At 73.9% G+C, this 25,681-nt stretch carries 19 protein-coding genes; 8 read left to right on the top strand and 11 right to left on the bottom strand.

The genetic code is table 11. The annotated features are described in order from the left end of the window. Nucleotides 1-137 precede the first annotated feature (137 nt). Nucleotides 138-2,234, top strand: a complete 2,097-nt coding sequence (locus tag Aau02nite_RS38275) for a glycoside hydrolase family 15 protein (RefSeq protein WP_212993543.1) — start codon at nt 138-140, stop codon at nt 2,232-2,234. 175 nt (nt 2,235-2,409) lie between these two features. Then, nucleotides 2,410-3,921, top strand: coding sequence for an alpha/beta hydrolase family protein (locus Aau02nite_RS38270; protein ID WP_212993542.1), 1,512 nt, complete (start codon nt 2,410-2,412; stop codon nt 3,919-3,921). Between the two features lie 14 nt (nt 3,922-3,935). Here Aau02nite_RS38270 and Aau02nite_RS38265 read toward each other — a convergent pair whose 3' ends face one another. After that, nucleotides 3,936-4,361, bottom strand: a complete 426-nt coding sequence (locus tag Aau02nite_RS38265; protein ID WP_212993541.1) for a VOC family protein — start codon at nt 4,359-4,361, stop codon at nt 3,936-3,938. A gap of 104 nt (nt 4,362-4,465) precedes the next feature. Between Aau02nite_RS38265 and Aau02nite_RS38260 the strand changes: the two genes are divergently transcribed. The 5 genes from Aau02nite_RS38260 to Aau02nite_RS38240 are packed head-to-tail and all read left to right on the top strand — an operon-like array spanning nt 4,466 to nt 9,857. After that, nucleotides 4,466-5,443: a helix-turn-helix transcriptional regulator gene (locus Aau02nite_RS38260; protein WP_212993540.1), complete on the top strand. Its 978-nt coding sequence runs from the start codon at nt 4,466-4,468 to the stop codon at nt 5,441-5,443. A gap of 41 nt (nt 5,444-5,484) precedes the next feature. Beyond that, the gene (locus tag Aau02nite_RS38255; protein ID WP_212993539.1) at nt 5,485-6,315 is read left to right on the top strand and encodes an endonuclease/exonuclease/phosphatase family protein; all 831 of its coding nucleotides are present in this window, start codon (nt 5,485-5,487) and stop codon (nt 6,313-6,315) included. 52 nt (nt 6,316-6,367) lie between these two features. Continuing rightward, nucleotides 6,368-8,104 carry a hypothetical protein gene (locus Aau02nite_RS38250; protein WP_212993538.1) on the top strand — a complete coding sequence of 579 codons (1,737 nt, stop codon included), beginning with the start codon at nt 6,368-6,370 and terminating at the stop codon, nt 8,102-8,104. A 41-nt stretch (nt 8,105-8,145) separates the two neighbouring features. Continuing rightward, nucleotides 8,146-8,808 (top strand): response regulator transcription factor, encoded by a 663-nt coding sequence (locus Aau02nite_RS38245; protein WP_212993537.1) that lies wholly within the window; start codon nt 8,146-8,148, stop codon nt 8,806-8,808. Next, complete coding sequence (locus Aau02nite_RS38240) at nt 8,808-9,857, top strand: sensor histidine kinase (RefSeq protein ID WP_212993536.1); 1,050 nt, start codon at nt 8,808-8,810, stop codon at nt 9,855-9,857. The genes Aau02nite_RS38245 and Aau02nite_RS38240 overlap by 1 nt, the downstream gene beginning before the upstream one ends. Here the strand turns inward: Aau02nite_RS38240 and Aau02nite_RS38235 are convergent. The 10 genes from Aau02nite_RS38235 to Aau02nite_RS38190 all read right to left on the bottom strand — a co-directional run bounded on the left by Aau02nite_RS38235 (nt 9,832) and on the right by Aau02nite_RS38190 (nt 24,759). Then, nucleotides 9,832-11,439, bottom strand: a complete 1,608-nt coding sequence (locus Aau02nite_RS38235; RefSeq protein ID WP_246595758.1) for a helix-turn-helix domain-containing protein — start codon at nt 11,437-11,439, stop codon at nt 9,832-9,834. The genes Aau02nite_RS38240 and Aau02nite_RS38235 overlap by 26 nt on opposite strands. 115 nt (nt 11,440-11,554) lie before the next feature. Beyond that, nucleotides 11,555-12,661 carry an o-succinylbenzoate synthase gene (menC, locus tag Aau02nite_RS38230; protein ID WP_212993535.1) on the bottom strand — a complete coding sequence of 369 codons (1,107 nt, stop codon included), beginning with the start codon at nt 12,659-12,661 and terminating at the stop codon, nt 11,555-11,557. Beyond that, nucleotides 12,658-13,560 carry a GNAT family N-acetyltransferase gene (locus Aau02nite_RS38225; RefSeq protein ID WP_212993534.1) on the bottom strand — a complete coding sequence of 301 codons (903 nt, stop codon included), beginning with the start codon at nt 13,558-13,560 and terminating at the stop codon, nt 12,658-12,660. Before Aau02nite_RS38225 ends, menC begins: the two co-directional genes overlap by 4 nt. A gap of 8 nt (nt 13,561-13,568) precedes the next feature. Continuing rightward, complete coding sequence (locus Aau02nite_RS38220) at nt 13,569-14,690, bottom strand: M20/M25/M40 family metallo-hydrolase (protein ID WP_212993533.1); 1,122 nt, start codon at nt 14,688-14,690, stop codon at nt 13,569-13,571. A 1-nt stretch (nt 14,691) separates the two neighbouring features. Next, the gene (locus Aau02nite_RS38215; protein WP_212993532.1) at nt 14,692-17,991 is read right to left on the bottom strand and encodes a serine hydrolase; all 3,300 of its coding nucleotides are present in this window, start codon (nt 17,989-17,991) and stop codon (nt 14,692-14,694) included. Further along, nucleotides 17,988-18,737, bottom strand: coding sequence for an ABC transporter ATP-binding protein (locus Aau02nite_RS38210; protein ID WP_212993531.1), 750 nt, complete (start codon nt 18,735-18,737; stop codon nt 17,988-17,990). The genes Aau02nite_RS38215 and Aau02nite_RS38210 overlap by 4 nt, the downstream gene beginning before the upstream one ends. Further along, entirely contained in the window at nt 18,734-20,680 is a 1,947-nt protein-coding gene (locus Aau02nite_RS38205) for a dipeptide/oligopeptide/nickel ABC transporter permease/ATP-binding protein (protein ID WP_246595757.1), read from the bottom strand. The genes Aau02nite_RS38210 and Aau02nite_RS38205 overlap by 4 nt, the downstream gene beginning before the upstream one ends. A gap of 1 nt (nt 20,681) precedes the next feature. Beyond that, complete coding sequence (locus Aau02nite_RS38200) at nt 20,682-21,719, bottom strand: ABC transporter permease (RefSeq protein WP_212993530.1); 1,038 nt, start codon at nt 21,717-21,719, stop codon at nt 20,682-20,684. Then, nucleotides 21,716-23,278 (bottom strand): ABC transporter substrate-binding protein, encoded by a 1,563-nt coding sequence (locus tag Aau02nite_RS38195; protein WP_212993529.1) that lies wholly within the window; start codon nt 23,276-23,278, stop codon nt 21,716-21,718. The genes Aau02nite_RS38200 and Aau02nite_RS38195 overlap by 4 nt, the downstream gene beginning before the upstream one ends. A gap of 77 nt (nt 23,279-23,355) precedes the next feature. Next, entirely contained in the window at nt 23,356-24,759 is a 1,404-nt protein-coding gene (locus Aau02nite_RS38190) for a serine hydrolase domain-containing protein (RefSeq protein WP_212993528.1), read from the bottom strand. Between the two features lie 137 nt (nt 24,760-24,896). Here Aau02nite_RS38190 and Aau02nite_RS38185 point away from each other — a divergent pair, with 137 nt between their 5' ends. Beyond that, complete coding sequence (locus Aau02nite_RS38185; protein WP_212993527.1) at nt 24,897-25,655, top strand: hypothetical protein; 759 nt, start codon at nt 24,897-24,899, stop codon at nt 25,653-25,655. The last annotated feature ends 26 nt before the right edge of the window (nt 25,656-25,681 follow it).

Below are 25,681 nucleotides of genomic sequence, written 5' to 3'. Positions count from 1 at the left end.
AGTCAACTGCGGTGTGCGGACCGGCGGCACCCCTCAACGGCCGGAAACAAACGCACGTCCAGGTGTCGTCCGGCGAGCGGGTGCGATCAAGCAGTGACCGGTGTAGACCGGGAGAGTCCGGCGACGAGGAGGTCGAGATGACACCGATGCTGCCTGTCCTGCTGGTGGCTGCCATCGGGCTTGCGCCCGTAGCCCCGGCCCCCGCAGCCCCGGCGACCGGCGGCGCACCGGGCGCCCCCGGGGTCGATCAGCAGTATCTGCCGGCCGACAAGTCGGGGCTGCTCACCTCGCGGACGCGAGGCAGCCGGGTCTGGGCGACCGTGCAGCGCGAGGGCGGCCTGGGCGAGATCTTCTATCCGACGATCGGCGGCCCGAGTGCCCGGTCCCTCACCTTCGTGGTGACCGCCCGGGGCGGTCCGGCCAAGGCGGCGGTACGCACTGAGCAGCTCGACGGCCTGCGCTTCCGCCAGACGTTCGACGGCTCCGGCTGGCGGCTCACCGCCGACTACACGACCGACCCGGCCCGCTCGACGGTCCTGGTCGACCTGTCGTTCGCCGCGCCGTGGGGCTACGACCTGTTCGCCGTCTACGACCCGGCGCTGGGCAACTCCCGCGCGGGTGACTCCGGGCGCACCGCGGGCGGGGCGCTGGTCGCCACCGACGGCGCGGTGTCCAGTGCCCTGGCCGGCTCGTTCACCGCCACGTCCAGCGGTTTCGCCGGCGTCAGCGACGGGCTCACCGACCTGCGTGACGGGCGGATGGACTGGCGCTACTCCTCGGCCACCCCGGGCAACCTGGTGCAGACAGCGGCCCTACGCGGACGGCACACCACGCTCGCGCTCGGCTTCGCCGGCTCCCCCGCCGAGGCGCTGGCCACTGCACGGCGATCACTGCGGGACGGCTTCCGGGCCGTCGCGCGCTCCTACGCGTACGGCTGGCAGCGTTATCTGGCCGGCCTGAGCGCCCCGCCGCGGGTGTTGCGGGGTGCCGCGCAGCGGCAGCTCTACCGGACCTCCGCGATGATCCTCGCGGCCTCGGAGGACAAGACCCACCCCGGGGCGTACGTGGCGGCGCCGGCCTCGCCGTGGGCGTTCGGCTCGGATGACCCGTCCGGGCCCTACCACCTGGTGTGGTCGCGCGATCTCTACCAGGTCGCCACCGGACTGATCGCCGCCGGTGACCGGGCCGGCGCCCATCGCGCGCTGAATTTCCTGTTCGGCGTGCAGCAGAAAGCGGACGGTTCGTTCCCGCAGAACTCCCAGGTGGACGGCACGCCGGTGTGGGGCGGGCTGCAGCTCGACGAGGTGGCGCTGCCGATCGTGCTGGCCTACCAGCTGGGTCGCGCGGACTCCTGGCCCGGCGTCAAGCGGGCGGCCGACTTCCTGGTCGCGTACCCGGGGGCGCCGTTCACGCCGCAGGAGCGCTGGGAGAACCAGTCGGGCTACTCCCCCAACACCATCGCGACGGCCATCGCCGGGCTGGTGTGCGCCGCCTCGTTCGCGCGCACCCACGGTGACCTGGCCTCGAGCCGGCGCTACCTGGCGACGGCCGACTCGTGGCGGGCCCGGGTCAAGTCCTGGACGGTGACGACCAACGGCCCGTACTCGGCCAAGCCGTACTTTCTGCGGCTGACCAAGGACGGCAATCCGGACGCGGGCACCACGTACAGCATCGGCGACGGCGGACCGGTCGACGTGGACCAGCGCCGCGTGGTCGACCCCGGCTTCCTCGACCTGGTCCGCCTGGGCATTCTGCCGCCGTCGGACCCGGACGTGGTCAACTCGCTCGCCGTGGTGGACGCCCAGCTCGGCGTGGCCACCCGGCGCGGCTTCTTCTGGCACCGGGCCTCGTTCGACGGCTTCGGCGAGCAGCTCGACGGCAGCCAGTGGGAGTTCGACGAGCCGCCCGGCTCGCTGGTCTCCCGCGGCCGGGCCTGGCCCCTGCTCAGCGGCGAGCGTGGCGAGTACGAGATCGCCGCCGGTGACCTGCGCGCGGCGTCCGCCCGGCTGGCCGCGATGACCCGTACCACCGGCCCGGGTGGCATGCTCCCGGAGCAGGTCTGGGACCACACGCCACCGGCCGGACAGGGCCGCTTCGAGCCGGGCACCCCGACGTTCTCGGCGACGCCGCTGGCCTGGACGCACGCGCAGTACCTGCGGCTGGCCCGCGACCTGGCCGAGGGCCGGGTGGTCGAGCAGCCCGCCGTGGTCGCCGGCCGCTACCTCGGCCGGTGATCAGGGACAACGGGAAAGGCGGCACCCGTGGTGGGTGCCGCCGTACGGTCTGCTGTGCGGGACTCCGCGAGCCAGTGCGCAGGCCACCCGGCCCTACTGCCGGACCGGCTCAGCCGCCAGGATGGGCCGGGGGTGCCGCGCGTCCGCGGGATCGCGCTGAGGGAAGGCGTCCGGGATGCGTTCGTTCGAGGCGATGCTGCTGGTGGCGAACGCGGTCGCGTTCCTTGCGGTGGCCGTACCGGGGCTCCGGCGCCGGTCGTGGACGAGTTGGCTGCTGACCGTCCCGATCGTGGCCGGCGCGGTGCAGATTCTCGGCGAAGGCGCCCGGTGGCAGCTGGTGCCCGCGTACGTGCTGGCGCTCGCGTTCCCGGTCGCCTGGTTACTGCGCCGCCGGATGGCGGGCCGGTTCACCCCACGCCGGTGGATCGTCCGCACCACGAGGATCGCGGTCGTGGCAGTCGGCGCGACAGTCCTGGTCACCTCCACAGCTCTGCCCGCGGCGGTCCCGATCTTCCGCTTCCCCACGCCGACCGGGAGCCACGGCATCGGCACCGTGACCTACCACTGGGTCGATCCGACCCGGCCCGAACCCTTCACCGCGGACGGCGCCGACCACCGCGAGCTGATGGCGCAGGTCTGGTATCCCGCGACACCGGCACCGGAGGCCGCGCGGGCCCCGTACATCACCGACGCCGACGCGGTGACCCCGGTGCTCACCGAGCTGACCGGCCTGCCGCCGTTCCTGCTCGACCACTTCCGGTACGTCACCACGAACGCGGTCGCCGGCGCGCCCGCCGCCGACGGCAGACACCCGGTGCTCGTGTTCCTCTCCGGCCTGTACGGGTTCCGCTCGGTCAGTACGTTCCAGATCGAGGAGCTCGTCTCACACGGGTACGTCGTGGTCGGCCTCGACCAGCCCGGTGTCGTCGCGACCGTCCGGTTCCCCGACGGGCGGCAGCTGCGCAACCTGCCGTTCGACCAGATCGACCCGCTGGTCGACCAGAGTGTCGAACCGCAGCCCACCACGCCGGCGCTCGACGGCGTTCCCCGGCCGGACGGGTTGGTGCCGTTCTTCGCCGACGACGTGCGCTTCGTCCTCGACCGGCTCGGCGGTGTCGACACCGCCGACCCGCACCGCGTCCTCACCGGGCACCTCGATCTCGGCCGCGCCGGTGTCCTCGGGGTTTCGCTCGGCGGGCGGATCGCGGCGCAGTCGTGCCGAGCGGACGCCCGCCTGCGGGCCTGCCTGGTGATGGACGATCCCGTACCGGCCGGCGTCGTCGCGGCCGGCCTGCGCCAGCCGACGATGTTCCTCACCCGCGACGCGGAGACCATGCGCCTGGAGCGACGGAAGTCCGGAGGCTGGAGCGAGCACGACATCACGACCACGCTCGGCACAATGCGTTCCGCCTACGCGACACTGACCGGCGGCGGGTACTACGTGGAGATAGCGGACCTGTTCCACGTCAACTTCACCGACCTGCCGTACTGGCTTCCCGCGTCGGCGCACCTGGGCCTCTCCGGTCCGATCGGCGGCCGGCGCGGGTTCGCCGTCATCAACGCGTACACGGTTGCGTTCTTCGATCAGGCTCTGCGCGGCCGGCCGTCACCTCTGCTGCATCAGGGATCTGCGGCGATCCCGGGGACCACCATCGCCGTGCGCGCACCCGTCACCCGGCCCGGATAGCAGAGCCGGCCGGGTCAGCCGGCGTTGTACTCGACGGCGATGTCGAGGACCCAGGTCACGCCGAAACGGTCCTTGACCATGCCGTAGAGCGGGCTCCAGCCGGCGGGGCCCAGGTCCTGCAGCACTGTCGCGCCCTCGGACAAACCCTTCCAGTACGTGGTCAGCTCCTCCTGGTCGGTGCCGCGGACCGAGACGAAGACCGGCTTGTCGCCGGGGTTGTAGGACTGGTTGCCGGGCACGTCGTAGGCCATCACGTGGAAGCCGTTCGGGGCCTGGACCTGGCCCCACATGATCTGCCCGGCCTCGGCCGGGTCGGCGACGTTGTGGGCGTCGGCGTAGGTCAGCAGGACGGTCTGCCCGCCGAACACGGACTGGTAGAACGTCAGCGCCTCCCGGGCGTCGCCGCGGAAGTTCAGGTGGGTGGTGGTGGTGACGCTCATGGTGACTCCTGTCTGAGGCGATGCGCCGGTCCGACCGGCCTGTGACCAAGATTCGCAGCCCTAGGTGCCAGGTTGTGTCCTCTTCTTCGGGCACGATGGGATTCATGCCGAAGACCTCCGCCCGACTGCTCGCCCTGCTGTCGCTGCTGCAGACCCGGCGGGACTGGCCCGGCACGCTGCTGGCCGACCGCCTGGAGGTCAGCCTGCGCACCGTGCGCCGCGACGTCGACCGGCTGCGGGAGCTCGGCTACCCGATCGCCGCCATGAAGGGACCCGACGGCGGCTACCGGCTCAGCGCCGGCACCGAGCTACCGCCGCTGTTGTTCGACGACGAGCAGGCCGTCGCTCTCACCGTCGCCCTGCAGCTCGCCGCCACGACGCCCGGCAACGGCCTCGCCGAAGCGGCCGCCCGGGCCCTGGCCACGGTCCGGCAGGTCCTGCCCAGCCGGCTGCGGCACCGCATCAGCGCGATGCAGGTCACAGCCGTCGAACCACCCACCACCCGCCCGGCCGCCCCGGTCGACGGCGCGGTGCTGCTGGCGCTCAGCGCGGCCGTCCACGCCCACGAGGTGCTGCGCTTCGACTACGGCGCCGACCATGGCGACGCGCCCCCGCGCCGGGCCGAGCCACACCACGTCATCACCTGGAACGGCCGCTGGTATCTCGTCGCCTGGGACCTCGACCGCGCGGACTGGCGGACCTTCCGGGCCGACCGGATGCTCCTGCGCACCCCCAACGGGCCCCGCTTCACCCCGCGCGAGCTGCCGGGCGGCGACGTCGCCGGCCATGTCATCGGCACGTTCCGCGGCTCCGGGGACGCCACCGGCGACTGGCCCTGCCAGGGCACGGTCGTGCTCGACCTCCCGGCCGCCACCGTGGCCACCTACAGCCGCGACGGCGTCGTCGAGGAGGCCGGACCCGGCCGGTGCCGGCTCACGCTCGGATCGTGGTCCTGGCCCGGCCTGGCCGCGGCCTTCGCCCGGTTCGACGCCGACATCGAGGTGGTGGGCCCGCCCGAGCTGGCCGGCGCCTTCGGGCACCTCGCCCGCCGGCTGGCCCGCGCGGCGGCACCGCCGCCCTGAGGCCGTGATCGATACGCTGGCGGCCGGCGAGAGGAGCCCCGATGCGCCTGCGGGTGCTGACGATCAACGTGCAGAACGACGAGGGCGACCCGCGCCGGACCGACCTGCTCAACCGGGAGGTCCGGCGCCTGGAACCGGATCTGGTGGCGTTTCAGGAGGTCTGCTACCCCGGCCGGCGCGACCAGCTCGCCGAGCTGGTCGCCGGCACCGGGCTGCACACGACCCACCAGGCCGGCGTGCTGGATCGGCCGCCGCCCGACGGTGACCGGTACGGCGGAACCGCGATCGCCACCCGTTGGCCGCACCGGGTCCGCGAGGTCCTCGACAACCGGACCGAGGCTCCCGAGTTCCACTGGTGGACCCTGGCCGTGTCGGTCTCGGTGCCGTCGCTGGGCGAACTGTTGTTCATCGTGCCCACCACACCGTGGCGGCTGGACGCCGAGACCGCCCGCGAGCGGCAGGCCGTCGAGATCACCGAGCTGGACGCCCGGCACCGCACCGCACTGCCGACGATCATCGCCGGTGATCTCAACGCCGGTCCGGAGGCGGCGAGCATCCGGTTCCTCAGCGGTCTGCAGACACTCGACGGCCGCAGCGCGCACTATCACGACGCCTGGGCGGTGGCCGGAGACGGCCCGGGCCACACCTGGACGGTGGACAACCCGCTCGCCGCCGCCGAGATCGAACGGGTGATCGGGCAGCCCGGTCACCGGCGGCGGATCGACTACGTGTTCGCCGGCTCGGCGCACGCCCATCCGCAGGCCAGCGCCCGCATCGTGGCGGCCGGGCTGATGGCCGACCGCCCGGTGGACGGGGTGTGGCTCAGCGACCACGCCGGTGTCGTGGCCGACCTCGACATCGGGCGGATCTAACCGCCACAGCGTTTATCCAGCGCTTATGACGTGATCCGTACGGTCGCCGCCCATGACCGTCCTCCTGGATCAAGCTCCGTCGGCTGTCCACCCGCCCGCGCCCGTCGCCACCGGTGCGGCCCGGTCGCGGCGGCCACACGTCGCGGCGCTGGCGGCGTACGTGGTGCTCGGTCTCGTCGTGATGGGGAACTTCCTCGGCGATCCCGGCGCCCTGGTCTCGTCGCATCTGCCGGCCGACCACACCTGGTTCGAGTGGCTGCTGGCGCACGGCGCGCACTTCCTCGCCCACGGCGGCAACCCGCTGTTCTCGACCACGCAGAACGTCCCGTACGGCGTGAACATGATGGCCAACACGTCGGTTCTCGGCGTGACGGTCCCGCTGGCGCCGCTCACGATGCTCCTCGGGGTGCGGGTCACCTACCTGGTGTGGATGATCGCCGCCTGCGCGGGCACGGCGGCGACGACGTACTGGGTGTTGCAGCGTATCGTCGTGCGCTCGCGGGCCGCGGCGTTCGCGGGCGGGGCTCTCGCCGGGTTCGCGCCGGGGGTGGTGCACCACGCCAACGGTCAGCCCAACTTCGTCTCGAACTTCCTGCTGCCGCTGATCGTGGCGGCCGTGTTCCGGCTCGGCGCCGGTGGGCGGTGGCGGCGCGACGGCGTGGTGCTGGGCCTGCTGGTGACCTGGCAGCTGTTCATCAACGAGGAGCTGCTGCTGGTCACGGCGCTCGCCTGCGGGCTGGGCGTCGTGCTGTACGCCGTGCTGCGCCCGTCCGCGGCCCGGCAGCGGGCGGCAGGGTTCCTGCGGGCGCTCGGCACCACCGCGGTGGTGGCCGGAGTGCTCTGCGCGTACCCGATCTGGTTCCAGTTCTGCGGCCCGCAGTCCTTCGCCGGAATGCCGGCCTTCACCGGCTGGGGTGAGGATCCCGTCACCTATCTGACCTTCGCCCGGGACACGCTCGCCGGTGGCCCGCAGGCGGAGGCCACGCAGGGCCGCACCGAGCAGAACAGCTGGTACGGCTGGCCGCTGACCCTGCTGATCATCGGCCTCGTGGCCGCGCTGTGGCGCCGGTCGGTGGCGTCACGGGTCGCCGGTGGCATCGCGGTCGTGTTCGCGGTGCTGTCGCTCGGTCCGGTGGTGCGGTTCGGCGGCGTCGAGACCGGGTCGCGCGGACCGCTGGCGCACCTGCCGGAGGGCGTGCCGATCATCGACCTGCTGATGCCGAGCCGGCTGACCTATGCCGTGACCGGCGCCGCGGTGCTGCTCGTGGCGCTCGCCTGGGACCGTCTGCGGCCGGCGCGCCTGCTGATTCCGGCCGCGCTGCTGCCGTTGCTGCCCACGCCGCTGCCGGCCATGCCGGACCGGCCGGCGCCGGCGTTCGTCACCGGCGGCGAGTGGCGGCAGTACCTGCGTCCGGGCGGCACCCTGGTGCCGGTGCCGCTGCCGAGCAACTGGATCGGGCGCGAAACGCTCAGCTGGAGTGCCCAGGCCCGGCAGGAGTTCACCGTGCCCGAGGGCTACTTCCTCGGTCCCGATCCGGACGGCAAGGGCCACATGGGTACGCGCCACACCAGCCGGACCACCCAGCTGATCACCGGCACGCTCACCAGCGGCACGGCGCCGTCGCTGTCGGACGGGGACCGGGCCGCGGTCCGCGCCGACGTGACCCGCTGGCACGGCGAGGCCGTGGTGATGCGCGCGGAGCCCGGCAACGAGCCGCTGCGGGAGCTGGTCTCGCAGGTCTACGGCCCGGCGCTGACCGTCAGTGACGTCTGGCTGTGGCGACCGTGACCTTATCCGGGCTTTATCCGCGCCCGGGCAGGGTGACCCGGGTGCGAGTCCTGGTGGCAGACGACGAGCGGCTGATGGCCGAGCTGATCGCGGTGGGTCTGCGGCGCGAGGCGATGGCGGTCGACGTGGCCTACGACGGCGCTCAGGCACTGGAGAAGATCTCGGTCAACCGGTACGACGTCGCGGTGCTCGACCGCGACATGCCCGGCGCCACCGGCGACGAGGTGTGCCGCTGGATGGTCGGCCGGGGCGCCACGACCCGGGTACTGCTGCTGACCGCGGCCTGCGGCGTCTACGACCGGGTCGAGGGGCTCGGGCTGGGGGCCGACGACTACCTGACCAAGCCGTTCGCGTTCGCCGAGCTCGTCGCTCGGGTACGGGCACTCGCCCGGCGTACGGCTCCGGCCCTGCCCCCGGTCCTCGAGCGCGACGGTGTCGTGCTGGACGTGGCCACCCGCACGGCGACCCGCGACGGACGGCCGCTGGCGCTGACGGTCAAGGAGTTCGCCCTGTTGCACGCGCTGATGCGGGCGCAGGGGCAGGCGGTGACCACCGAGGACCTGCTCGAGCAGGTCTGGGACGAGCACACCGACCCGTTCACCAACGTGATCCGGGTGACCGTCTCCACGCTGCGCCGCAAGCTGGGCGAGCCGCCGGTCGTGCAGACCGTGCCCCGGGCGGGCTACCGCATCGGGCTGTCCTGATGGGCCTGCGCGCCCGGCTGGCCGTCGCGGGCTTCGTGACGATCACGCTCGTCTTCGTCGCCCAGTTCCTGTACTACCGGTTGCCCTGGAACCCGCCCGAGTACGGCCCCTGCACGCTGGACGGCGTCGACGGCATGCCCTGCCGGATCAGCCGGAAGATCCCGATCTCGGACCTGCCCGAGTACGGCATCGTGCTCGCCGTCGTGATCCTGGCGCTGGTGCCGCTGGCGTTCTGGGTCCTGGCGCCGGTCCGCCGCCTGGTGCCGGCCATCACGCAGATCGGGCCCCAGAACCTGGGCCACCGCATCCGTCCCGGGCGCGGCCGCGACGAGCTGAAGCGGCTGGGCCGCGCGGTGGACGCCACGATGGACCGGATCGCCGCCGGCTACGAGGGCCAGCGCACCTTCGCGGCGAACGCCTCCCACGAGCTGCGTACGCCCCTGGCCCTGCAACGCACGCTGATCGAGGTCGGGATGAGCGAGCCGCTGAGCCCGGAGCAGTCGGCGCTGCTGGCCAACCAGCTGCTGGCCACCAACGCCCGCAACGAGCGGCTGATCGAGGGCCTGCTCGTGCTCAGCCAGGCCGACCAGGGGCTGGCCGCCCGTACCCCGCAGGCGCTGGACCGCATCACCGCCGGCCTCATCGAGGCCGGGTCCGCCGCCGCCGCGGACGCCGATGTGAAGGTCATCGCCGACCTGCGGCCCTGCACCGTGCCGGGCGACAGCGTCCTGCTGGAACGCCTCGGCCGGAACCTGCTGCACAACGCGGTCAAGTACAACCGGCCCGGCGGTACGGTGCACGTCACCGTCGGCGCCGGGGACGCCGCCCTGACCGTGGTCAACACCGGCCCGGTGGTGCCGGCCGACGACGTGGCCCGCTTGTTCGAGCCGTTCACCCGGCTCGCCGGCGAGCGCCTCGATCACAGCGGCGGCAGCGGGCTGGGGCTGGCGATCGCCCGGTCGATCGTCCGCGCCCACGACGGCACGATCACCGCGGCGCCGGCCGCGGACGGCGGGCTGTGCCTCACCATTCATCTGCCCCGGGCATGAGCCGCAGCTGCAGCATCGCCGCGAACCGCTCGTCGGGGTCGCCCAGGTCGATGCCCCCGACGTCGGCCAGGCGCCGCAACCGGTACCGGAACGTGTTCGGATGCACGAACGACGACTGTGCCGCGGCCACCACGTCGCCGTAGTGGTCCAGCCACGCGGTCAGGGTGGCGACCAGGTGGCTGCCGTGCTTGCGGTCGTACTCGATGAGCCGGCGGATGCCGCCGGCCGGCCGGTCGCCCCGCATCGCGGCCAGGTCCCGCAGCTCCAGCAGCAGCGACTCGACGTAGACGTCGTCGATGCCGGCCGCGCGCCGGTCCCCGCGGGCCTGGGCCAGCACGCGCAGGGTGCGGTCGACGCCGGCGCGGGCGTGCACCAGCTCGCTGATGTCGCGGGCGACGGGCCCGATGCCGACCACCGGACGGTGCCGGTCGCCGACGCGGTCGAGGAAGTCGGTGGCCAGGCGCTGCCCGCGGGCCCGGGCCTCCTCGGCGCCGGCGACGGTGGGCAGCAGCCCGTACGCGATGCCGCCGACGAGCGCCGTCGTGCTGCGCGGCTGGACCGCGTGCAGGTAGACGGCGAAGGCGTCGCCGAGGCGTTGGCGCTCCTGGATGAACGCGGGGTCGTCGGGGCGGTGCTCGCCGCTCTGGGACAGCGTGGCACCGAGCAGCAGCACCGGTTGTCCGGCCAGGCCGAGCCGTTCCAGGGCGGCCCGGGCACCGGCGCCGCCCTCCAGCGCCGAGCTGAGCAGGTCGATCCGCAACCGGCGTTGGACGTCGGTGCCGGCCCGCAACCGCAGCAGGTGCAGGGCCACGAGTTTGGCGGCGTCGCGGAAGGCCTCGGCGCGTTCGTCGGTGAGCCCCTGGGGAGTCACCGCCCAGATGGAACCGAGCACCTCGTCGCCGGCCCGGACCGAGATCGCCAGGCGGGGCAGCGAGAAGCCGTGCCGGCCGTCGCCGATGGGATCGATGCGGACGGGCTGGTCGGTGCGCAGCAGCTCCCGGAACACACCGCGCTCGGCGAGCACCTGTTCGTAGCGTTCGGGCACGTGGCGGCCGAGGATCGTCTCGACCCGCGGCGGGTCCGCCTCCTCCTGCCGGCCGGAGAACGCCAGCACCCGGGAGCTGAGGTCCTCGATGGTGATCGGGGCGTCGATGAGCGCGGCGATCGCGTTGGCCACCGCGAACAGGTCGCCGGAGGGCAGCCCGAGCAGCGACTCGGGCTCGGCCACGCCGACCTCGTCCTCGGCGAGCAGCGAGCGCAGCATCGCGGCGAGGTGCGCCCAGGGGGCTCCGCGGCGCAGGCCGAGCAGGACCACCCCGGCCTCGTCGGCGGCCGAGCGCACCGCCGGCGGGGTGGGAACCGACGAGCGCAGGACCAGCGCGACGGCGTCCTGCGCGCCGATCTCGGTGATCAGCGCGGCGATCGTGGCCGGGTCGCTGACCCCGACGCCGAGCACGAGGGCGTGCGGGGGCAGGACCGGGCTGTCCTCCGGGTCGTGGATGACCACCGAGCCGACCGGCTCGGCCCGCTCGGGGTCGCCGTGCACCAGCTCCAGCAGCATGGAGCCGAGGTCGTCCAGCACGCGGCCGAGGCTCGCTCGGGGGCGGGCCGAAGGGGCGGGGTTCGCGGCGATGGGCACTCCCTGGACCTGGGCGTCGCTCACACGATAGGGGGCGCGGGGCGGACCCGGCCACCGTTCACATGGAGATCCACTCGACGCGCGTGGTCACCTCGGCCAGCCGGTCCGGATCCGGGGTGACGCCCAGCCCGGGGCCGGTCGGCACGCTCAGATGGCCCTGGTCGAGCACGAACGGCTCGGTGATGTCGGCGGCGTAGTAGCGCCCGGAGGCGGAGGTGTCCCCGGGCAGGGTGAAGCCGGGCAGGGCGGCCAGCGCGACATTGGCGGCCCGGCCGAGGCCGGTCTCCAGCATGCCGCCGCACCAGACCGGTACGCCGTGCGCCGCGCACACGTCGTGGATCCGCCGCGCCTCGAGGTATCCGCCGACCCGCCCCGGCTTGATGTTGACGATCTGGCAGGCGCCGAGCCGGATGGCGGCCGCCGCGGAGGCCGCCGAGGTGATCGACTCGTCGAGGCAGACCGGAGTACGGATCAGGCGGGCCAGGTCGGCGTGGCCCAGCACGTCCTCCTCGTCCAGCGGTTGCTCGATGAGCAGCAGGCCGAACGGGTCGAGGCCGGCCAGGTGCCGGGCGTCGGACAGCGAGTAGGCGGTGTTCGCGTCGGCCTGCAGGAGCACCTGGTCCCCGAAGCGCTCCCGGACGGCACGCACCGGCTCGATGTCCCAGCCCGGTTCGATCTTGAGTTTGATGCGGGCGTACCCCTCGGACAGGTAGCCGTCGACCGCGTCGAGCAGCGCCGGGATGCTGTCCATGATCCCGACCGAGACGCCGCAGGGCACCCGGTCGACGACGGCGCCGAGTTCCCGGCCGAACGAGCGGCCCTCGGCGCGCAGTTCGGCGTCCAGCACGGCGGTCTCCAGGGCCGCCTTGGCCATCCGGTGCCCCTTGATCGGGGCCAGGGCCGGTGCGACGGCCGTAGCGCTGCCGGGTACGGCGGCGGCGAGCGCCGGGATGAGATGGTCACGCAGCACCCCGGCGGCCGCCTCGGTGTACTCGGAGGAGTACAGCGGGCCGGACATCGCCACGCACTCGCCCCAGCCCTCGGCGTCCTCGGTGACCGCGCGCACGAGCAGGACCTCGCGGCTGGTCACCGTGCCGAACGAGGTGCGGAACGGGGACAGCAGGGGCATGGAGATCCGCCGCAGTTCACAGCCGGTCAGTTTCACGAGTTCCTCCGCAGCACGTATCCCCGGGTCCGGTCGAAGCCGACGACCGTGGCGCCCCGGGCCATCAGGTCCGTCATCGTGTCGCGCACCGCGCGCCGCCACCTCCCGGCCAGGGCCGGGGCCGCGGCCCGCAGGCCGGTGATGTCGCGGGGTACGGCGACCAGGCTGGTCGTGCCACCGAGGCGCCCGGGCTCGGGCGAGCCGTCCGCGGCCGTACCCAGGGCCACGACCGCACCGGCGGCCAGCGCCGGATCGGCCCGCACCTCCCCCGGCCGCTCACACGCGCGGGCGACGGCCGGGTCACGCAGCGACCATCGGACCAGCAGCCGGTCGGAGTCGCCGTCGCCGTTGACCGGGTCGAGCATCAGGCCGTAGAAGTTCGGCATGTACTCCACCGGCCGGGCCGCCAGCTTCACCACGTTGAAGTAGGCGTTGCGCGCCACCAGCGGGTCGTAGGTCCAGGCGATCCGGTCGACGCCGCGGTCCATCGCCCAGGCCCGCTGGTGCAGCTTGAGGGCGAATCCGACGGCCCGGCCGGTCATCTCGGGTGACACGCCGGCGATGTGGCTGTGCAGAGCGTCCTCCGACGGGGCGTGGAAGAAGCCGGCGCACGCCCCGACCAGCCGGTCGTCCGCGAAGGCGCCGCTGACGTAGTTGCCCGCCTTGCCGAAGGCGCGCAGCAGTTCCAGGTTCATCGGCGGGTTGGCGTCGCGGCCCCAGATCCGGGCGAAGAGCCGGACCGCCTGGTCGAGGTCGCCGAAGTCGCTCAGCGCGCGCACCTCGACGCCGGCCGCCGCGGCGGCGGTCCGGGCCTGGGCGGCGGCGGTGTCGGCGGCGGTGTCGCGGCTGGTCACCCCGGATGCGCCGGTACGGCCGCCGAGGTTCTCGGGACTGCTCATCATGGTCATCAGGCACCAGTCGTCTCGGGCCGGATCGGCACGGCGGTCAGCAGGTCGGTCAGCAACGAGCCGAGCAGCGCCGTACGGCCGGTGAGGAACTCCAGCCGGACGTGCTCGTCGTCGGCGTGGGCGCCGCCGCCGACCGCGCCGAGGCCGTCCAGGGTGGGCGTGCCGGTACCGGCGGTCAGGTTGCCGTCGGAGGCGCCGCCGACCGCGGCGGCGGCCAGCGGCGGCAGACCGAGCGAGTGGGCCAGGGTCTGCGCCCGCGCGAACAGGGTCGCCGACGCGGCGGCCTCCAGCGGCGCGCGGTTCGGGCCGCCGGTGACCTCCAGGACGGCACCGGGCAGCACCGCGGCCAGATCCCGGATCGCGTCGTCGACGCGGCGCTGCTCGGCCACCGACCGGATGCGGACGTCGACCGCCACGCGGGCGCCGGCCGGGACCGTGTTGGTCGTCGTACCCGCGCGGGCCAGGGTCGGGGTCACGGTCGTGCCGGCCCCGGGGTCGCTGAGCGCCGCGATGCGCAGCACCTGGTGGGCCAGTTCGACGGTGGCGTTGACGCCCTGCTCCGGGGCCAGCCCGGCGTGCGCCGCCCGGCCCGCGACGATCAGCTCGTAGATCGACACGCCCTTGCGCTCGGTCTTCAGCGCTCCCCCGTCGGCCGCCGCCTCCAGCACCAGGGCCGCGCCGGCCGCCCGGGCCTCGGCCTCGATGAGCGGGCGCGAGCTGGGCGATCCGAGTTCCTCGTCGCCGGTCACGAGCAGGGTGATCCCGTCGCGGTGCGGCAGGGCGGCGATCGCGTGGAAGGCCATCGCGACACCCGTCTTCATGTCGAGGCAGCCGGGCCCGCGCAGCACTCCCGCTTCGACGGCGTACGGGATGGAGGCGAGCGTGCCGATCGGCCAGACCGTGTCGTGGTGGCCGAGCACCAGCACCCGCGACGGCCCCGCGCCGAACCGCCAGCGCAGGTGGGTACGGCCGTCGAGCACGATGCGCTCGGCACTCGCGCCCATCCGGGCGGCACCGACCCGGGCCACCACCTCGGCGCAGCGGGCCACGGCGTCCAGGTCGGCCGACGGTGACTCGCACTCGATGAGGGCCCGGGTGTCGGCCAGCAGCGATTCCAGCATGTCAGTCCACCCGCGGCGTGGCTCGGGCGCCGAAGTGGACGTACCGCTCGCCGGAGTCCAGCTCGTAGAAGGTCACCGGGTACCAGGTCGTGCGCTGGGCGGGCGTGGTGAGGAACAGGCCGGGTCCGACCGGGACCAGCGGCTGGACCTCGACCGGATCCGGTACGAGCGCGGCCAGCGGGCCGGTGAGGGTGGTCCGCATCCGTGGGCCCTCGTCCCCGTCGCCGGCCAGCACCTCGATGCGCACCGACGCCCGCTCGTACGTGCCGGCGTACGGGGTGACGTCGACCTCGGCCGGTTCGTCCGGTGGCAGGATCGGTTCCGGCATCGCGACGCCGGCCAGTTCGGCGAACACCTCGCTGAACAGGTCCTGGTACAGGTCGCGGGCGCTTTCCTTGTTGGTGAGCAGGGTGACTGCCAATCCCTGTTCGGGCAGCAGGCGCAGGAACGCGGCCTGGCCGATGGTGTTGCCGTCGTGCCCGATGATCCGGTGGCCGTCCCAGCCGAAGCGGATCCAGCCGAGCCCCCACGAGTCGCCGAGTGAGAGTTTGTCGGGCAGGTCGACCTGGTGCTCGGCCATGGCGGCGGCCGATGCCGCGCCGAGCAGCTGGTCGCCGCCGGTGGTACGGCCGCCGGTCAGGTGCAGGCGGGCGAAGGCGAGCACGTCGGCCGCGTTGGCGCTGATCAGGCCGGCCGGTCCGACCGAGCGGGGCAGGTGCCAGACCGGCGCGGCGGCGAGCTCCCCGTCGTGTTCGACGTGGCCGCCGGCCACCGGGTGCAGCAGCACGTCCTCCGGCAGGGTGGCGGTCGCGGTCAGGCCGAGCGGGGTGAACAGCCGCTGCTTGAGCGCCTCGTCCCAGGTCTGGCCGGTGACCTCCTCGAGGATGCGGCCGAGCACGGTGTAACCGGCGTTGCAGTAGGACCACGTGGCGCCGAGCGGGTGGTTCTGGGTCTGCTCGGCGAGCAGCTCCACGTAGCGCTGCAGGCAGTCGTCGCCGCGCCCGGTGTCGGTGAAGACGTCGCCGTCGATGCCGCTGGTGTGGGTGAGCAGGTGGCGTACGGTGACGCGCGCCGCGACGGCGGGGTCGGCGAGCCGGAAGCCGGGCAGCAGCTCGGCCACCGGGGTGTCCAGGTGCAGGCGTCCCTCGTCGGCGAGCTGCATGATCGCGGTCGCGGTCCACACCTTGGTGACCGAGCCGATCTGGAACAGGGCGTCGGGGGTGACGGCCCGGCCGCTGCCGATGTCGAGCACGCCGGCGCTGACCTCGATCTGCTCGTCCGGGGTGTGCGGGTCGGTGGCCAGCCGCAGGATGCCCAGCTGGGCGCCGGGCACGCCGTGCCGCTCGGCCAGCCGCGCGAGGCGCCGCTGCCAGTGGGCGGCGTCGAGGGGCGCCCGGCCGCCGCGGCGGGTGTGCTGCTCGAGCCAGTCCACGACGCGGCGGTTGTAGTCCAGGCGCTGCGACGGCGGGCCGTTCAGGATGAACGCGTGCGAGGCGCCCGGGTAGAGCACCAGCCGGGTGGGCACGCCGAGCTGCCGCAGGGCGGTGTGCCACTGCTGGGCCTGGCCGGCCGGGCAGGTGAGGTCGTCGGCGCCGTGCAGCAGCAGGGTCGGGGTACGCACGTCGGCCACCCGGGTCAGCGGCGACATGTCGGCGTACCGCTTGGGGTCCTGCCAGGGCGGGCCACCCAGCTCGTACGCGCTCAGGAACTGCCCGTCGTCGCAGGTGCCGGCCATGCTGACCAGGTCGGCCACGGTCCCGCCGGCGACCGCGGCCGCGAACCGGTCGTCGTGCCCGGTCAGCCAGCAGGTCAGGTAGCCGCCGTAGCTGTATCCGGTGACGGCCAGCCGGTCCGGGTCGGCGACACCCTCGGCGACCAGAGCGTCGATCGGCTCCAGCAGGTCGGCCGCGTCGGCGACACCCCACGCACTGGTGGCGCCGTCGTAGAAGGTCTCGCCGTACCCGTCGCTGCCGCGCGGGTTGACCAGCAGCACCACCCAGCCGCGGCGGACGAGTTCCTGGTGGTAGAGGTGGACCTCGTCGGCCGCGCCGTTCCACGCGTTGTGCGGCCCGCCGTGGATGTCGAGCAGCAGCGGCCGCGGTCCCGGGGCGTCGCCGTCACGGATCAGCCACGCCTGCACGCTGCGCCCGTCGGAGATCGTGAACGAGCGCTCCTCGCGAGGGAACAGGGCGACGTCACGGCCGTGCCGGGTCAGCACCCGCTCGCCGCCACCGGCCAGGTCCACGACGGCGATCTGACCGAAGGAGTCCGGCGTGGACAGCACGAACGCGGCGAGGTCCCGCCGGACGGAGAGGCCGTCGACGACCCGGCCGGCCCCGGCGACCACCGCCCGCGGGTCCGTGCCGTCGGGCGCCACCGACCACAGGTGCGTACAGCCCTGGTCGCGGACGCAGAACAGGATCCGGCCGTCGTGTTCCTGGGGCAGGCCACCCGGGTAGGCGAGGCCGCCCGGCATGACGTTGCGGTCGATGCCGCCCGCCAGGTCGGCGGGGCCGGCGCCGTCGAGCGGCACCCGCAGCAGCCGGGCGTGCCCGACCGGGTCCGCCGGCCAGCCGACCACGAGCAGGGCGGTCCCGTCGGCGGTGAATCCGGCGGTGCGGGCGACGCCTTCGACCGGTCCGGTCACCCTGGGCTCGGCATGGCGGTCGCCGGCTGCGAGCAGGTGGACGGCTGCGCGGAACCGCAGGTCGCTGTCGTCGCCCAGGGCTCGGACGAAGGCCAGGTCGGTGCCGTCCGGCGACCACACGGGTACGCCGGCGTCGTGCGGCCCGTCGGTGAGCACCCGGCAGTGCAGGGTCTCCAGGTCGAGAACGTGCACCTGGCGGCGGGCAGCGCCGACCAGACCGGCGCCGTCGGCCTGATAGTCCAGGCGGTCGGCGACCAGCGGGGCGTCCGCCGGAGCCGGTTCGCGGACCACGGCGGTGAAGGCGATCCGGGTGCCGTCGGGGCTCCACGCCGGCGGGCCCGACAGCGGCGGCAGGTCCCCGGGCGCCTGGGCGTCGCCGCCGGCCAGCGGCAGCACCGCGAGCCGGCCGCCGCGCAGGAACGCCAGCCGGGTGCCGTCCGGGCTCCACACCGGTGTGGTGTCGGCCGGGCCGGCGGTCAGGCGGCGGGCGCTGCCGCCGGCGGTGGGCACGACCCACAGCTCGGTGACGGTACGGTCGGCCGCCGCGTCCTGGGTGCGCAACACGTACGCGACGTGGGCGCCGTCGGGCGCCAGGGCCGGCTCGCCCGGCACGGCGAGGCCGAGGAGATCGTCGATGCGCATCGTTCGGGTCACGTGGCGCTCCTTGCGGTGAGGCGGTGGCCGGGTACGGCGTCGAGCAGTGCCCGGGTGTACTCGTGGCCGGGTTCGGACAGCACCCGCGCGGCCGGGCCCTGCTCCACGACGCGGCCGCGGAGCATGATCGCCACGTGGTCGGCGACGTACCGGACCACGGCCAGGTTGTGCGAGATGAACAGGATCGACAGCCCGAGCTCGCGTTGCAGCTCCCGGACCAGGTTGAGAATCGCGCCCTGGATCGACACGTCGAGCGCGGAGGTGATCTCGTCCGCGATGACCACCCGGGGCCGGCCGGCGATGGCCCGGGCCAGGGCCACGCGCTGGCGCTGCCCGCCGGAGAGCTGACCGGGGTACGCGCTCGCGCGGCCCGGGTCGAGGTGCACGAGCTCCAGCAACCGGGCGACCTCGGTGCGGCGCTGCGCCCGGGACATTCCCGGCGGGATCGCCTCGGTGATGGTCTCACCGATCGTCATGCGCGGATCCAGCGACGAGTAGGGGTCCTGGAAGACCATCTGCAGCGGGCGGTGCCGGCCGTGGGCGCGGACCGGCTCACCGTCGAGCAGGATGCGCCCGCCGGCCGGAGGCACGAGGCCGACGGCGGCGCGGGCCAGCGTGGACTTGCCCGAGCCGGACTCCCCGACCAGGCCGAGGACTCCACCGGCGGGCACCCGCAGCGTCACGCCGTCGACCGCCGTCAGGCGCCCGTAGCGGACCGTCACGTCCTCGAAGAGCAGTTCACTCATGACGCCTCCACCACCGATGCCGGTCGGACGGCCTCCGCGTGGGCCGGTTCCGGCCGGGCGTGCCAGCACGCCACCCGGTGGCCCGACGGGTGCCGGGCCAGCGGCGGATCCTCGTCCCGGCAGCGCTGTGAGGCGAGCGGGCACCGGGCGGCGTAGGCGCAGCCCGGCGGCACGTCGGCCGGATCGACCGGCCGGCCCGGGATCACCGGCAGCGGCCGGTCCAGCGGGGAGTCCATCCGGGGCACGGCGGCGGTCAGGGCCCGGGTGTACGGGTGCAGCGCGCCGGTGGTCAGCCGGTCCGTGGGCAGGTCCTCGACGATGCGGCCGGCGTACATGACCAGCACCCGGTCGCACACCTCGCTGACCACGGCGACGTCGTGGCTGATCAGCAGCAGGGCGACGGCGTCCGACGTGCGGATCGCGGTTAGCAGGTCCAGCACCTGCCGCTGGACCGTGACGTCCAGGGCGGTGGTGGGTTCGTCGGCGACGATGAGCGCCGGGGAGCCCATGAGTCCCATGCCGATCATCGCGCGCTGGCGCATGCCGCCGGAGAACTCGTGCGGGTACTGCCGGGCGCGCCGGTCGGGATCGGTGATGCGCACGGCCCGCAGCCGGTCGACCGCGCGGGCGAACGCGGCGCGGCGGCCCAGGCCGTGGTGGTGCCGCGAGGTCTCCGCGAGCTGGCGGCCGATCCGCTGGGTCGGGTTGAAGGAACTGGCGGGGTCCTGGAAGACCATCGCGAGCGAGCTGCCGAGCAGACGCCGCTGGGCCGCCGAGTCGCCTTCGCGCAGGTCGGTGCCGAGCAGGTGGAGGCGGTCGGCGTCGACCCGGCCCGCCGCGTCGACCAGGCGGGAGACGGCCAGGGCGGTGAGCGACTTGCCGGAGCCGGACTCGCCGACGACGCCGACGGCCTCGCCCCGCCGGATCGAGAAGGTCACGCCGCGTACCGGCCGGATCGGCCCGGCGGCGGCGGGGAAGCTGACGGTGAGGTCGCGGACGTCGAGGACCACGTCGTCCGGCGCGTCGTCGGCGGGGCGCTCGGCGGCAGGCTGCGCCGGGCCGGCTGCGGCGGCCGGGGACGGGCTGGCCGACGCGGGCAGGCCGACCAGGGCGTCCATCCCGAAGCCCTTGGCCACCGACTCGCCGAGCAGGTTGAGTGCCAGACCGGCGACGAGCACGGCCAGCGCCGGGGCGATCGCGGCGGCCGGGTTGACGTAGAGCACGCCGATCCCGTCGTACAGCAGCCGTCCCCAGTCGTAGGACGGCGCCTGCACACCGAGGCCCAGGAAGGACAGGCCGGCGAAGGCGAGCAGCGCTCCCCCGGCGCCGATGGTGGCGTTGACCACGAGCGGCTCGGCGATGTTGGGCAGCAGGTGGCGTACCAGGATCCGCAGCCGGCCCACCCCGGCGATCCGCGCGGCGGCGACGAAGTCCCGCGCCGCGACCCCGGCCAGCAGGGTCTGCACGAGCCGGGCGAAGGTCGGCGCCCCGGCCAGTCCGATGGCCAGCGCCGCGCCGGTCGCGCCGACGCCGAAGACCACCGCGAAGAACAGCGCGAGCAGCAGGCCCGGGAAGGCGATGGCGATCTGCACGGCGCCCGTCACCAGCCGGCCGAGGCGCCGGCCGAGCAGCCACGGCGCGGTGCCCAGCAGGAGTCCGGCCACGACGCCGATGGCGGTGGCGGCCAGGGCCAGGCCGACCGAGAGCCGGGTCGCCTCCAGCACCCGGAAGGCGATGTCCCGGCCCAGATTGTCGGTGCCGGCCCAGTGCTGTGCGGACGGTCCGGCGAGGATGTTCGCGGTGTCGACGGCGTCGGCGCGGGCGTTCCACGGCGCCGGCCCGACGACGGCCAGGACCAGGACCACCAGGACCAGCGCGGCCGCGGTGCGGCCCATCGGCGTCCGCAGGACGCGGAGCCAGCGGTGTGCGGTACGACGGTTCACCTCAGTCCTCCCGGATCGTCGACCGTGGATCGAGCAGCGCCAGCGCCACGTCGACGGCGGTGTTGATCAGCAGCACGCCCAGGCCGTAGACCAGCACGATGGCCTGGACGAGGGGGTAGTCCTTGCTGAGGATCGAGCGCACGATCGTGGTGCCCAGGCCGGGCCAGGCGAAGACGTTCTCGACCAGGACGGTGCCCGCGACCATCGAGCCGAGGATCAGGCCGCTCAGCGTCAGCGAGGCCGTGGCGGCGTTGGGCAGCGCGTGGCCCAGATACAGCGAGCGGGCCGGCAGGCGCTTGGCCCGGGCCGTGCGCAGGTAGTCGGCGTCCAGCACGGCGACCATCTCCACCCGCAGGATCCGGGCCAGGATCGCGGCCGGGCCCACGGCCAGCGACAGCACCGGCAGCACGTAGCCGGCCGGCGTGGCGTTGCCGGCCACCGGCAGCCATTGCAGCGTGACGCCCAGCAGGTAGACCAGGCCCACGCCGAGCAGGAAGTCCGGGATCGTGCCGAGCACGATGCTGCCGGAGCTGAACGCGGCCTCGGTGCGCCGGCCGTGCCCGCGCCGGGTCAGCACGCCGATCACCACGCCCACCGGGACGGCGATCGCCACCGCGGCGAGGAAGGCCAGGGTGGCCAGGGCCAGCGTGGCCGGCAGGCGCTGACCGACGACGTCGCTCACCGGCAGCCGGGTCAGGATCGAGGTGCCGAGGTCACCGCCGAGCAGGTCCTTGAGATAGGCGAGGTACTGCGTGTACAGCGGGTCGTCCAGGCCCAGCGCGGCCCGGCGCTCGGCCACCAGGGCGGCCGGGGCGGTCGGGCCGAGCGCCGCGCGGACCGGATCGCCGGGGACCAGGTGGATCATCAGGAACGACGCGGTGACCAGGACCCAGAGCGAGACCAGGAGCCGGCCGGCGCGCCGCAGGGCGAAGCGGGACCACGGGTGGCCGGCGAGCCGGCGGAACGGGGACGCCCCGGTCGCCGGCGCCTGCTCCACGGCGGCTCCGATCTCCGGCGCGGGCGCCGGCCCCGCCGTCATCGGTCGAGCATCCGGATGCTCGTCGGGATCAGCTGGCCGGGTGTCTCGAAGCGGGCCTTGGCGCCGTACGTGGCGATCTGCTGGTTGGCGAAGGGCACCACGTCGGCCGCCTTGACCAGTGCGGCCTCCGCCTCCAGCCAGGTGGCGCAGCCCGCGGTGCCGTCCATCGCGCTGGCCCGCTTGACCGCGGCGTCGTACTCGCTGTTGCGGATGCCGGCGAAGTTGGTGCCGTCGGGCACGCCGGGCCCGGACAGGAAGGGCACGATCTGGTCGGGGCTGTTGACGTTCACCTGAGCCCAGGCGATGTCCCAGTCGCCGGTGCCGAACAGGGTCTGGTTGATCGCCTCACCGCTCTGCGGCTTGGGCGTCACCGTGATCCCGGCGGCCTTCCACTGCTGCACCGCGAGTTCGGCGGTGGCGGTGGCGGCGCTGCCCCCGGCGGTCGAGTACGCGAAGGTCAGCGTCTTGCCGGCGATCTTCTTCAGCGCTTCCGTGGCGGCGGCCGGGTCGTGGGCCGGCAGCGCGGAGGCGAGCGTCCCGCCGGGGCACGCCAGCGGCTCGATCGCGGCGAGCGTGGTCGGCGGCGTGGCCTGCCCGGCGCCGAGCACGGTCCGCAGCTGACCGAGGTCGAGCGCCTGGGTCAGGGCGAGCCGTACGGCGGGGTCGCGGGTGGCCCGGCCCTCGGCCTGGTTGTACCACTGCTCACCGAGGACGGCGGCCGTGCGGGCCGCGAACAGCCCGGCCTTGTCCAGCCGCTGGGCGTCCGGGCCGGTGACCTGGGCGGCGTTGAGCTCGCCGGACAGCAGCAGGTTCGCGGCGGTGGCCGGGTTCTCGACGATCCGGATGGTGACGGTGTCGGGCATGCCGGGTGTGGCGGTGGACGCGCCGTTGGGTCCCCAGGTGTAGCCGTCGCGGATCGCGTAGGTGTAGTGGTCGCCGGGCACGGCTTCGGTCAGCTTGTACGGTCCCGTGCCCGCGGTGGTCTTGGCCAGGCTGGTCCGGTCGCTCATCCCGCCGGCGCACACGATCGGCAGGCTGGCCAGTCCGTTGAGCACGAACGGGGCCGGCGCCGCCAGCGTCAGGGTCACCTCGCCGGTGGCGTCATCGGCGGCGGCCCGGGCCCCCGCGGGCAGGAACGTGCCGAGGAACGGGCTCTTGTTCTTCGGATCGCCCACGTAGGTGAGGTTGTCGGCGACGGTCCTCGCGGTCAGCGGCGTGCCGTCGGCGCAGGTCACACCCTTGCGCAGGGTGAGCTTGACGGTGGTGCCCGCGGCCGACCACCTGTCGGCGAGCTGCGATCGGATCTGGCCGCCGGCCGGGTCGACGCCGAGCAGCGTGTCGTATGCGAGCTGGCTGATGGTGAACAGCGCACTGGCCGCCGAGGACTGCGGGTCGAGGTTGCCCGGGTCCGCGTTCAGGGCCATCGTGAACGTACCGCCGTCCACGATCTGCCCTTGGGCCTGCGAGCCGGAGCCCGATCCGCCGCCGCATCCGGCCAGGGCCAGCGACGCGCAGAGCGCCGCGCTGCCGGCGATCCTCGACGTGGTGGTCAGCTTCATGAGGGGTCCTCTTCCGGCCTGCCGGCTCCGGTTCGACGGAGTGGGGGTTCGACGGGGTGGGGTGGTCGGTCGCCCGGTCAGGCCGGCGCGGCCGTGGGTTCGGTACGGCGGACCGCCCGACCGACGTGCAGGAAGCGGGCGTGGCCGGCGCCGTCGTCGCCGACGAAGGCGTGCGGCACGTACATGCCCTGCTCGGGCTCGACCGGGATGAGGGCGTCCTCGCGGTAGTGCACGAGCTCCTTGCGGACCGCGTGCCCGACCAGCTCGGCCAGCTCGCCCTTGGGGGTCTGCTCGAGCCAGATCCGGCCGTCCTGGTCCTGGCTGAGCGTCAGGTCGGCCACCCGCGACGAGTACGTCCCGACGAAGCGCCCCGCGTCCACCCGCGGGGGCTGCGCCGGCGGGCGGGGCATCTCGGGCAACGGGATACGGCCGAGGGCGCCGAGCACGAGGCCGAAGACCTCGCGGTACAGCGCCATCGCGTCGCCGCCGTTGACCAGCAACGTCACGGCCAGCCCGTCCTCGACGACCAGGCGCAGGAACGCGGACTGCCCGATGGTGTTGCCGTCGTGCCCGGTCAGCGTCCCGGCCGGGGTGTCGAACCGTTCGAAGCCCAGTCCCCACGAGGTGCCCATCACCCCGATGTCGGGCAGGTCCACCTCGCGCTCCCGCATCCGGGCGGCGGTGCCCGCGGCCAGCACCTGCGTGCCGTCGGCGGCGCGGCCGTCCTCCAGGTGCATCCGGGCGAAGGCCAGCAGGTCGCGGGGGCGCATGGCCAGCATCGCCCCGGCCGGCGCGTTCGAACGGGCCAGCGCCCAGACCGGCGCGGGCTGGAACCCCGCGTCCGGCTCGAGCTCGAGGTGGCCGACCGCGGCCCGGTGCAGGATCGCCTCGTACGGCCCGGTCGCCGTGTGGGTCAGCCCCAGCGGAGCGATGACGTGCCGGCGCAGGCACTCGTCGTACGACTGGCCCCGCACGACCTCGACGAGACGGCCGAGCACGCAGTAGCCGGCGTTGTTGTACGAGAACTGCTCGCCGGGCGCGAACAACTGCGGGAGGTCGTGCAGGGTGTCGACGAACCTGGCCACGCAGTCGTCGCCGGGCCCGGTGTCGGTGAAGATGTCCCCCTCGAAGCCGGCCGTGTGGTTCAGCAGCTGCCGGGTCGTGATGACCGCCGCGGCCGTCTCGTCGCCGAGCCGGAACTCCGGCAGGTACGTGCGCACCGGAGCGTCGAGATCCACCTTGCCCTCGTCGACCAGTTGCATGACCAGGGTGGCGGTCCAGAGTTTGGTGATCGAGCCGATCTGGAAGACCGAGTCCGGCGTCGCCTCGACCCCGGTCGCGATGCTGAGCAGTCCCGCGGCCCCGTCGACGATCTCCCCGTCGTGCAGGACACCCCAGGCCGCGGCCGGCACGCGGTGCTCGCGGAGCAGGCCGGGAAGGCGCGCCGCCAGCATGTCCCGGACCTCTGTGATCGTCGTCATAGCGGGAGCGTAGGAGCAGGGACCGGAATCAGTGTTCGTCGATCAGAACGAAAATGTGCCGCCGGATTGGTCGGCCGGAACAAGGGCCCAGCGCCGTGCAGAGCGTGTCCCACTCGCCCTGGCGGCGTTGATCACCGGTGAGCGACCTGAGAACCGAAGAGTCGATGACGGCCGTCGGGCCGCCGCAGCAGCCGGTCACCACGGCCGTCGCCGGGGCGTTCATCGTGGTGTGCGCGGCGTCCGCCGCCTTCGCGGTGGCAGTGTCGGACAGGTTGCTGTCGCCCGATGTACCGGGCAGCAGGCTGGACTATCCCCCGGCGGTGGGACCGCTGCTGCTGACGCTCGCGGTCGCCGGGATGACGATCATGACGTACCGCCGCCGGGCCCGGGCCGCGGCCCTGCTCGCCGCGATCGTGGCCGCCCAGCTGGCCGGCACCGGGCTGATCGCCATCCGTTCCTGGTTCGCCATCAAGGGCTTCGGCGGATCGGGCAGTCTGACCGCGACACCCATCACCTACGCGGGCACCGTGGCACTGGCCGCCGCCGCAGCCACGGTGGCCGCGGCGGCCCTGGTGTGGCGCGAGCCCGCCGACGGCTGGCGCAGCTTCATCCCGGCCCGCCCGCTGTACATCGCGGTCGGCGTGGCGGTGGTCACCCTGCTGCCGCAGCAGTGGAACGCGGCAACGGAGAGCGGTGACATCACCGGCCTCGGGCCCATCGCCACGCTGACGTACTCGCTGCCGTGGGGTGTCGGCATCACCGTCCTCGGCTGGATGCGGGGCCGTTGCGCGGTCGCCGCCGCCATCACCGTCGCGGTTGCCGCGGTGCTGTGCGCCATGTTCGTGGTGGCCACCCACATGGTCGACTACTACTCCCCGCCGCCCGCCGGCGACTGACCCCCCCCGTTACCTTTTTGATCGTC

The organism is Actinoplanes auranticolor (genome assembly GCF_018332655.1).
In the GTDB taxonomy this organism is placed as follows: domain Bacteria; phylum Actinomycetota; class Actinomycetes; order Mycobacteriales; family Micromonosporaceae; genus Actinoplanes; species Actinoplanes auranticolor.
The sequence above is the reverse complement of the archived record's forward strand: the minus strand, read 5'-3'. Positions and strand labels throughout refer to the sequence as shown.

What these genes read in the sequence shown, in the direction of transcription:
- Aau02nite_RS38275 (WP_212993543.1), top strand. Translation starts at nt 138, where the DNA reads ATGACACCGATGCTGCCTGTCCTGCTGGTGGCTGCCATCGGGCTTGCG.
- Aau02nite_RS38270 (WP_212993542.1), top strand. Translation starts at nt 2,410, where the DNA reads ATGCGTTCGTTCGAGGCGATGCTGCTGGTGGCGAACGCGGTCGCGTTC.
- Aau02nite_RS38210 (WP_212993531.1), bottom strand. Translation starts at nt 18,737, where the DNA reads ATGAGTGAACTGCTCTTCGAGGACGTGACGGTCCGCTACGGGCGCCTG.
- Aau02nite_RS38240 (WP_212993536.1), top strand. Translation starts at nt 8,808, where the DNA reads ATGGGCCTGCGCGCCCGGCTGGCCGTCGCGGGCTTCGTGACGATCACG.
- Aau02nite_RS38265 (WP_212993541.1), bottom strand. Translation starts at nt 4,361, where the DNA reads ATGAGCGTCACCACCACCACCCACCTGAACTTCCGCGGCGACGCCCGG.
- Aau02nite_RS38250 (WP_212993538.1), top strand. Translation starts at nt 6,368, where the DNA reads ATGACCGTCCTCCTGGATCAAGCTCCGTCGGCTGTCCACCCGCCCGCG.
- Aau02nite_RS38225 (WP_212993534.1), bottom strand. Translation starts at nt 13,560, where the DNA reads ATGAGCAGTCCCGAGAACCTCGGCGGCCGTACCGGCGCATCCGGGGTG.
- Aau02nite_RS38220 (WP_212993533.1), bottom strand. Translation starts at nt 14,690, where the DNA reads ATGCTGGAATCGCTGCTGGCCGACACCCGGGCCCTCATCGAGTGCGAG.
- Aau02nite_RS38190 (WP_212993528.1), bottom strand. Translation starts at nt 24,759, where the DNA reads ATGACGACGATCACAGAGGTCCGGGACATGCTGGCGGCGCGCCTTCCC.
- Aau02nite_RS38200 (WP_212993530.1), bottom strand. Translation starts at nt 21,719, where the DNA reads ATGACGGCGGGGCCGGCGCCCGCGCCGGAGATCGGAGCCGCCGTGGAG.
- Aau02nite_RS38195 (WP_212993529.1), bottom strand. Translation starts at nt 23,278, where the DNA reads ATGAAGCTGACCACCACGTCGAGGATCGCCGGCAGCGCGGCGCTCTGC.
- Aau02nite_RS38260 (WP_212993540.1), top strand. Translation starts at nt 4,466, where the DNA reads ATGCCGAAGACCTCCGCCCGACTGCTCGCCCTGCTGTCGCTGCTGCAG.
- Aau02nite_RS38255 (WP_212993539.1), top strand. Translation starts at nt 5,485, where the DNA reads ATGCGCCTGCGGGTGCTGACGATCAACGTGCAGAACGACGAGGGCGAC.